6 protein-coding genes are annotated in these 9,296 nt (G+C 28.6%); 4 read left to right on the top strand and 2 right to left on the bottom strand.

Annotated features, from left to right (window positions below; all coding sequences use genetic code 11):
- Nucleotides 1–176: 176 nt before the first annotated feature.
- Entirely contained in the window at nt 177–374 is a 198-nt protein-coding gene (locus ACIQ56_RS10750) for a DUF5522 domain-containing protein (RefSeq protein ID WP_397601058.1), read from the bottom strand.
- Nucleotides 375–487: 113 nt separating this feature from the next.
- The gene (locus tag ACIQ56_RS10745; RefSeq protein WP_397601057.1) at nt 488–1,489 is read right to left on the bottom strand and encodes a hypothetical protein; all 1,002 of its coding nucleotides are present in this window, start codon (nt 1,487–1,489) and stop codon (nt 488–490) included.
- A gap of 685 nt (nt 1,490–2,174) precedes the next feature.
- Between ACIQ56_RS10745 and ACIQ56_RS10740 the strand changes: the two genes are divergently transcribed.
- The 4 genes from ACIQ56_RS10740 (at nt 2,175) to ACIQ56_RS10725 (ending at nt 9,005) form a co-directional block, all read left to right on the top strand.
- Complete coding sequence (locus tag ACIQ56_RS10740) at nt 2,175–5,240, top strand: NAD-glutamate dehydrogenase domain-containing protein (RefSeq protein WP_397601056.1); 3,066 nt, start codon at nt 2,175–2,177, stop codon at nt 5,238–5,240.
- 55 nt (nt 5,241–5,295) lie between these two features.
- Complete coding sequence (locus ACIQ56_RS10735; protein ID WP_397601055.1) at nt 5,296–6,372, top strand: AI-2E family transporter; 1,077 nt, start codon at nt 5,296–5,298, stop codon at nt 6,370–6,372.
- A 126-nt stretch (nt 6,373–6,498) separates the two neighbouring features.
- Complete coding sequence (locus ACIQ56_RS10730; RefSeq protein ID WP_397601054.1) at nt 6,499–7,947, top strand: CRTAC1 family protein; 1,449 nt, start codon at nt 6,499–6,501, stop codon at nt 7,945–7,947.
- A gap of 14 nt (nt 7,948–7,961) precedes the next feature.
- A complete protein-coding gene (locus ACIQ56_RS10725; protein WP_397601053.1) occupies nt 7,962–9,005 on the top strand; it encodes a squalene/phytoene synthase family protein in 1,044 nt (347 codons plus the stop codon).
- Nucleotides 9,006–9,296 lie beyond the last annotated feature (291 nt).

Here is a 9,296-nt window from a genome sequence, read left to right as displayed (position 1 = left end):
TGTAACTATAAATGCTTTAGGTTCTTTGCTTGATTATCACGCTTTTTTAGAACCATTATGGGGAAGTCAAATTGGAACTGCCTTTGGTACCTTTATAGGAATTGATATTGCTTACAAAATTTATGAATACGCCTTTGAAAAAATTAGCCTAAACGAAAATGAATAATAAAATATATTTAATATTTTTTAAGCTTGGTTTCATTTTTCTTTTCTAATTTAAAATTTTTATTCTCTTTTATAAATCCATAAGGACAATTTAAACATCCACTTTTACAACAATATCCTCTTTTTAAATGGTATTCTTTTGTAAATACCATGAGCCCCTTATCGTTAAAATAAAAATCTATACCTTCTCTTATTTTATCAATACTCATAATGATAGTCCATTTTATTTTAAAATATACAAAAGACTTGAACTGCTTTATTTTAGCATATTAGAATTATTTAAGTCAATTTATTTATAGGAATAGAAAAATATTGATTTAGTTTATTTATTTAATATAAATGAGTTACTAATAATATATTCGTTCTGATTAAATTTATATTTATTTAAAATAAAATAGGATAAGAATTCTGAAAAATATTTTATTCTAAGAATCGGAAAAAAATAAATTCCCTTTTTTGTTAATGCAAAACAGATGGAATGACCCCCATATTTTGTTGGCAATGCAATTGTCCTAAAAATAAAATTGTCGTTGTTTAAAATTTTTGATTCTTCTAATAAATCGGGATAAAATTCAATTTTTTCAAAAATGAGGTAAATTTTGCTAAAATGAATATGATAAAAATTATTTTTAAGAAAATTTATATCCATACTTAAATATAATGATAGTCTTTCTATTTTTTCTTCATCTGTATTTGAAGGTAGATAATTTAAGATATTTTCTTTATTGATTTGCTTGAAATCATTTAATTTTCTTTTATTTAATTCTTGAATTTGTTGACTAAAAGATATTAAATTTGTATCAATTTCATATTTATCTCTAATGTTTTTTTTAGGACTATTTTTTAGTTTATTTATAAATTCAACTTCTATTGGTGATGATTCTTTTGTTACGTCAGAATTATTAATATATTTTTGAACTATTTCTTCGAATTTTGATTTAAATTCTTTTTTGTTACTTTGAACAAAAATAAGTTTTCTAAGATTTCTTTTTAATTCTATTTCTTGTTTTCTTTCTGGATAGTTTTTTAATTTTTTTACATTTATATATTTATTTTGGATAGACATTACAACTTCTAGAAAATGAATAAAATCTGGTGTTTCTAAATAAGAAATAAATTCTGATATATTATTATTTTTTATATATTTATTTGATAAAAATTTAGCAAATAAATAGGTAAATCCTAGGCATAATCCAGAAGAGAAATTGTTATTTAATCGGTCTTTAAACTTGTTAACATAATTTTCCTGATTAAAAGTGTAAATTTTTGAACAGAAATATTTATTTAATATATATTTTTCATTTAAATCTTCTAAAAATCCCATGCTAAATTTCCAATATTAATTCACGAATATTTTATATTTTAAAACTCATATAAGTTAACATATACTATATTAAAATTTGATGAATTATTTATTTAATTTTGAATGTCGAGATTTTATGAAAATAAAAAAATTTAGAAAAATATGAATATAATCTCTTTTAATTAAAAAAAAACTTTTTAGAGTGCCATAATCAAAATACTTGATATACTAATATAGTTATGTATCTAATTGATATTATATTGTATTATTTTTCTTTAGGAATTTTATTGGATATAAATTTTAATAGAATTTTCACAACTAAATAATTGTATTTCATAATCATATTTAAATATTGAATATGGAAAGTGGATTATAATTCTTTCTGATTATTAAAAATAGATTAAATTATGGGTAATCTAAGTTATATTAATAATATTAATAATATTAATATATTGTTGTTTTATCAATCTATTCTTACTTGTTTTGCTGAATATGAAAATTTAACAATATTTATGATTTTCAACTATTTATAATTTTTAATATCTATATTACGTGTATCATCTCTTCCCTTTTACATTTTCAGTTCCGATAAAACCCCGAAACAAATTTGCAACCCGCTTTTGATGTGTTAGTTACACTTTAAGTTTGATGAACGAGCACTAAAATACGCTTTCGTTCTTATTAATTAAACGATGTGGAGTAAGTCATGACCTTGCCAAAAATTCATAGTCAAAAGTGGTTAAGTGAAGTTGAATTGCTTGATTCTGAAATAGAGCCTTCTGACTCTTTAAAACCAGCAAACATAGAGAAATTTTTTGCTGGAATAACGGATACGAAAGCTTGTTCTAATGCTTCAAGCGGTATTTTATATGATATATCCAAAGAACTGGAAACCACTGTTCCATGGTTTTTATCTCAAATGCCGCCCCTCTATTTATGGTCTACTTCACAAAAAGCGATCATGGACGATATTTTAGAAATCGTTTCTGGCAAGGTTCTAAGCGAAAAACAAATTGCTGAGAGGGTTTGTGCCTCTACTCAAACTGTTACTTTTATTGCGGCGGGTGAACATTCAACAGCTTCTATAAGAATCGCTCCTGTCTTATCTCGTCATCATGCCAAAGTAGCTCGTTTATTTAATTCTTTAGATAAAAAAATTGGACTTTGTGAAATTTATCAAGCTCCATATAATACAGAAAAAGCATGGGAAGAAAAAACATCTCAAGCAAAATTAGCTTCACTTCGTAAACTTCTCTCCAATAAATCTTCCTATATGGTAGATTCCTTTGTTCAATCGCTTGATAAAGATTATGTAGAAGTAGCTACTACAAAACAAATGGCAATTGCCTTTGAAGCTGTAAATTATTGCATTGATAATGAGAATTCTTATGTAAATTTAACGACCATTGTTGATGAACAAACAAAAGATACTCGCGTTAGGGTTGATATCTGTCTTAAACACTTTCCAGTAACTGCTGCTATGGAGAATATTATCGGTATTTTTAACCGCTATAATTTTCAAGTAAGACGACTATTGGCAAATGAAATACTAATGTCAAATAATCAGAAATTCACTGTTTTACATCTTATTTCAGCAAGCCCAACGGGCGAAATTATTACTGATAACATGAAATCCTGGGGCAAGGTTCTTAAGAGTTTAAAAACTTTATCCTATGTAGATCATGGTGATGAATTTTCGAATTTATTGCTTGGTGATAGTCCATTTAGTTTGAATGAAACGAACCTAGTAAGAGCCTTAGCAAATTGGGTTCATATTTTTCTAACCAAACAAAATCCCTATTATTATTCAACGGATCGTGTTTCTAAAGTAATAGCAAATAATTTTAATTATATGGAATATTGTATTCGCTATTTTAGAGCTCGATTTGATCCTAGGTTTGAAGGCGATCGTAAAAAAGAAGCAAGCTTTAATTTCGAACAAATACAAATGTTATATGCAGAAATGAATGATGTTGTTGAAAAAAATATCTTAAAAGAGGGGCTAAACTTCCTTTCTCATATTTTAAAAACAAATTATTTTTTAATTTCTAAGGGTGGGTTAACATTTAGAGTAGATCCTTCTATTTTGGATAAACAATTTTATCCAGAAACTCCTTTTGGAATTTTTTATATGATTGGACGTAACTTTAGAGCGTTCCAAGTAAGATATCGCGATATTTCCAGGGGTGGCATGAGAGTGGTTATGCCACGTAATTCTGGTGATTATGAAAATGCTTTTGCTGGCATTTTTGATGAAGTAAATGGTCTTGCATCTGCGCAGCAATTAAAAAATAAAGATATTCCAGAGGGCGGAAGTAAATGTGTTATGGTTGTGCGTCCTGGAGCAGATAAAAATGAAGCTGTAAAAGCAGCTATTTCTGGATTGCTTGATCTTATCGTAACCGATCCTAAAACGGGTGCATTGGCTGATGGCATTATTGATTATTACGATAAAGACGAAATCATTTATTTAGGACCAGATGAAAATCTTACAGATGATTTAATTGTTTGGATTATACAACACGCTCTTCATCGAAAATACAAATATGCTTACGCTTTTATGTCCTCTAAACCTGATTTTGGAATCAATCATAAAACTTATGGTGTTACCTCTGAAGGTGTTAACGTTTACGTAGATAATGTTTTAAAATACCTTGGACTACAAAATTCTAATTTCCGTGTGAAAATGACGGGTGGTCCAGACGGGGACGTTGCTGGAAATGAATTAAACATTCTTTATCGCGAATATGGTGAACGCTGTCGTGTTGTTGCCATTGGTGACGGATTTGGGGCTGCCTATGATCCAAAAGGATTAAATTGGGGCGAACTTATTCGTTTATTTAAAGAATCTAAATCCATTGTTGAATTTAATCCAAATAAATTAAGCGGCGATAGTAAAGCTTATGTTATTTCTGCAAATTCAAAAGAAAATATCAAAACAAGAGATGGTTTATACGCAACGGCAGAAGCTGAAATTTTTATTCCAGCAGGTGGTCGTCCATATACAGTAAAAGAAAGTAACTGGGATAAATACTTGTTACCTAATGGAAGACCAAGTTCATTAGCTATAGTTGAAGGTGCAAATATCTTTTTTACTAAAGAAGCTCGTCAAAAAATAGTTGATAGTGGTGTGGTTGTTATTAAAGATAGTTCTGCTAATAAAGCAGGGGTTAGTTGTTCTTCATATGAAATTATTGCTTGTCTAACAATTTTACCTGAAGAGTTTTCAGAAATTAAAGATATTTACGTTAAACAAGTTTTAGATATTATCCGTAGAAATGCAGATCAAGAAGCTAAATTATTATTCCGTGAATGGCTTAAAAATAAAAATGAAACAGATCTCGTTAAATTAAGTTATGAAATTTCTGCTGAAATAAATCAAGCTAAAGATATTTTATTAGACAAATTAAATGATCTTTCAGACGAAGATCTTTCTGCAAGTAAATATACTTTTGTATTATTAAAACACTGTCCATCAATTTTAGTTGAAAAGTATAAAGATCGAATTTTAAATAGACTTCCAAGGGCTCATAAAATTGCAATTTTAAGTGCTCATATGGCAAGTCACGTTATTTATCGTGAAGGATTAAATTGGCTTGAATCAATGCATCCAGATCAAATATTTAAGGTTGCTCTTGATTATATTGAAGCAGAACGTAACATTGAAAAAATGATTGCCGAACTTAAAACAAGCGGTCTTTCCTTCAAAGAAGAGATCGTTGATGTTTTAAGAGCTGCAGGTGCAAAACATCTTGCATCTAGTCGAATGTAAACCAATTAAATAGTTTATATTGGAAAAGCACGGCAACTTTAAAATGGAGGTTGTTGTGCTTTCTTATTTTAATAGGACAAAAATTTTTTTTCTAATAATTGTTTTTCTATGTTTTTTTGTTGTCTATCCTTTTTTATTGCCATTTGTTTTTGGCATTTCATTTGCATTTTTATATGAATCTGTTTTAGAAAAATTATTTCAATTATTTAAGTTTAAAAAAGAAACTTGGAAATGGTTTTTGAGCATTATTTTAGTGATTTTAACACTTACAGCTATTATTGGACCTGTTTTAACATTAGTTACAACAGGAATTCAGGAGTCAGTTACATTAATAAATACTTTGGATAGTGAATTAAAAAACCCTGAGGCAATTCAACATGCTTCAAGTAATATAAGTGTTTATTTAGACAAGTTTTCTATACATTATTCTGCTGAAGAAATAATTGTTAAAGCTACAGATATCCTTAAAAAAATTGTTACATTTTTAGCTTCTGGAGTCGGTTCTGCTTTAACGGCAACTCCTGCTTTTATGATTAAATTTTCTGTTTTTATTCTAACTTGGATCTTTTTTATGGTTCATGGAAAAAAATATCGGAATTATTTTTTACCAATCCTTATTCCATGGGAAAAAGAAAGAGAAATCATTTCTAAAACGATATCATCGGTATTAAAGGCTTTAATTGTCGCAAATGTTCTTGTTTCTTGTATTCAAGCTTTTTTAATAACATCATCGCTCGCTTTATTTGGAATTCCAAGATTTGCTTTAATGGGGATTATTGCTTTTTTCGCTTCTTTTATTCCCGTGATAGGCACAGCTCCTGTGATGATTGGTGCTGCGGCTTGGTGCTACTTTAGCCAAGGTCGTTTAGGTGCCTCAATTGGTATCTTAATTTGTGCTGGCTTAGTTAGCTTGGTGGATAATGTCATGAGACCTTTTCTTATGAAAGGGGGCGCGGATTTAAATTTCTTTTGGATATTTTTAGCAATTGTAGGCGGAATGTCTCAGTTTGGAGTTGCAGGAGCTGTTTTGGGACCTGTCTGTTTCGCTCTTTTTATCGCTTCTATTAAGGCTCTTAAAGAAGAGCAATCTGCCATGCTTACTCATTTAGAAGAGGAAGTACCTAATCCCTAGGTCTTTAAAAATAAACGGATTTCAATAAAAACAGTTACTCTTTTTCTCACGTTACGGTAAAGGAGAAGAGGTTTCATAATGACCTTGATACTACTTATCGTAACCTTTTAGTTTTATGGAATTTGAATGGCAATAAAGGCTAAAAAAAATAAAATATTATTTCAAGATTCAACTTACGCATTAGAGGGAAACTTACCTTCTCAATATTATGGAGTAACTATTTTTGATATTGACGGTGATAATGAACCTGAAATTTTAATCGCAAATGCGCATGGGTCTAATATTATATATAAATATAATGAAAAAACACAAACATTTACGAATATAGCTCCAGAAAACTTTAAAGCCGCAAAGTTATCTACAATTAGTTTATGTGTTGGAGATTTTTTAGGAAATGGAATACCTGCTGTCTATATGATGCATTCGGATACCATATCTGGAATGAAAACTCATTACGATAGTATATTTGTAAGAGGAAACTCATTGAATGAAAAGCTTGTATTTAAAGACTATTTAGGAAAAAAATCTCAAATGAGTAATCCTTACTCAGGAAGAAGTGTTGCTGCTGTTGATTATAATGGCGAAGGAAAGCATTCTTTTTATGTAGTAAATTATAAAGCACCTAGCTTATTTTATAATTATAATAATGAAGATAATAAAATTGAAGAACTTTCAAAAACACTTGGCTTACGTCAATTTGCAGGTGGCCGTAGTGTTGTTGCTCAATATATTATAAATAAAAATGCACTTGATATTTTTGTAGGGAATGAAAATGATCCCAATGCCTTATTCACAAAATTAGAATCTGGTGAATATAAAGAAGTTGCCTCAGATTATACTTTAACTGATTATATAAATCATTCTAGAGGTATTGCTGTAGCGGATTTTGATGGAAATGGTCTTGCTGATATTGTTGTTGGTACATGGGAAAGTAAAAACTCCATATTTATTCAAACTAAAGAAGGTGAATTTGAAAATTTATCACCTGCATTTTTTGTTGAGCCTAGAAGTATTCGTAGCGTTATTGTTGCCGATTTTGATAATGATGGTAATGAAGAAATTTTTATAAATACGAATAAAAATAGAAATAGAATGTTTCGTTATTTAGGTAGCAGGGAATGGGAAGAATTAGATATTGGACCACTTTCAGGTAAATACTTAAATGGAACTGGTGCGGCTATTGGTGATTTAACAGGAAATGGATTTTTAGATATATTTATTTCTGTTGGAGATCATTTTCCGAATGAAAATAAATTATTTTTAGGTGTAGATAATAAAAATTATTGGTTTAGAGTTCAGCCATTAACAACAAAAGGTTTTCCTGCTTTAGGTGCTAAAGTAAGACTGCATTTAAAAAATGGAAAATCTCAGACTAAATATATTTGTTCTGGCAGTGGATATTTATGTCAAATGGAGCCGGTTGCTCATTTTGGTTTAGGTGCTAATGTACCTATTATAGATAAAATTGAAATAACGTGGCCAGGTAATGGTATAGATAAACCACCATTTCGAGAAATATTAGGGAATGATTTATCTTGTAATACATTTATACAAATTCCTTACCCCAAAGATTGAGAAAGAAATCTTGAATGGAATCTTTAAAAAAAGAGAATGAAATTTATAATTTTAGTGATATTGATTCTTTAAAATACTGCAAAACTATCTTGCCAAATGTTTCAAGATCATTTGCAATAGGCATTGAATTTTTAAAAGGTGATTTGCAAAAATCGGTATTAGTTGGATATTTATTATGCAGAATAATAGATACAGTTGAAGATGATAGATACTTAGATTTAAACTTAAAGAAACAATATTTAAATAGATTTATTGATTGTTTTTCAGATGTAAAAAAAGCAAATTATTATAATAGCATTGCAGATGAATTAACAGGTGATAAGTATCACATTGACCTTGTTAGAAATACGAATAAAGTATTTCAAATTTATTATAGTCTTTCAGCAAACACTCAAAAAATATTAAAAAAATGGGTAACAGAAATGTCAAATGGTATGGCTTTGTTTGTTACAAGATATCCAAACGGGATAAGAATCGTCTCCTTAAATGAATACAAAGAGTATTGTTATTATGTAGCCGGAACGGTAGGGTGTATTTTAACTGAATTATGGAAAGAGTATGGTAGCTTTATTAATGATAAATCTTATCAAATAATGCTTAAAAATTCTGTTATTTTTGGAGAAGCTTTACAAACTATAAATATTTTAAAAGATATTGCATGGGATGCAAAAGGAGAAAACTCAATTTATATTCCGTCAGAAATTCTATTAAAATATGGAATTACTCATGATACATTATTAATAGATAATCTTAGACCTAAAGCGAAATTAGCTATCAATGAAATCATTCATCTTGCATACCAAGATATACAAATTTCTTTAGAATACTTAAAATCTATTCCTCGAATAAATTTTAGAATTCGATTTTTTTGTATATTTCCTCTACTTCTAGCTCTTGCTACTTTAAAAAAATTTGAAGAATCTGAAAATAAGATGACTCCAGAAAATGTAATAAAAGTAACGAGAAGTGATGTAAAGAAAATAAAAATATTATCTTTATTTGCCTCTATTTTTAATTTTTTACTAAATATTCCAGCGCTTCGTTTTTTTAAAATTTAAACAACTTTTATAATTATAATCTGTATCATTTTTATTTTTTAGAAATTAAATAATGATCGCTTGACAAATTTCGTAAAACTATATACTTATAAAGTATAATTTTATGTAAAATTTATAATGTCATGCCTAGCTGAAGTTTTTATATTAATTGTATTTAAAAATAGGAATAATTTATGGTGCGCCAAGATAAGTGCGTAAGAACCAGTGAGTGCGAATCTCACCCACGTAAAGATTAGCCATCAGCGTGGAAGTAAGCAGTGCGATTAATAAGGTAACAAATTAATTGAAGCC

The organism is Silvanigrella sp. (assembly GCF_044369315.1).
Lineage (GTDB): Bacteria > Bdellovibrionota_B > Oligoflexia > Silvanigrellales > Silvanigrellaceae > Silvanigrella.
This window is presented reverse-complemented; position numbering and strand designations above follow the sequence as displayed.

What these genes read in the sequence shown, in the direction of transcription:
- ACIQ56_RS10750 (WP_397601058.1), bottom strand. Translation starts at nt 374, where the DNA reads ATGAGTATTGATAAAATAAGAGAAGGTATAGATTTTTATTTTAACGAT.
- ACIQ56_RS10745 (WP_397601057.1), bottom strand. Translation starts at nt 1,489, where the DNA reads ATGGGATTTTTAGAAGATTTAAATGAAAAATATATATTAAATAAATAT.
- ACIQ56_RS10740 (WP_397601056.1), top strand. Translation starts at nt 2,175, where the DNA reads ATGACCTTGCCAAAAATTCATAGTCAAAAGTGGTTAAGTGAAGTTGAA.
- ACIQ56_RS10730 (WP_397601054.1), top strand. Translation starts at nt 6,499, where the DNA reads ATGGCAATAAAGGCTAAAAAAAATAAAATATTATTTCAAGATTCAACT.
- ACIQ56_RS10725 (WP_397601053.1), top strand. Translation starts at nt 7,962, where the DNA reads ATGGAATCTTTAAAAAAAGAGAATGAAATTTATAATTTTAGTGATATT.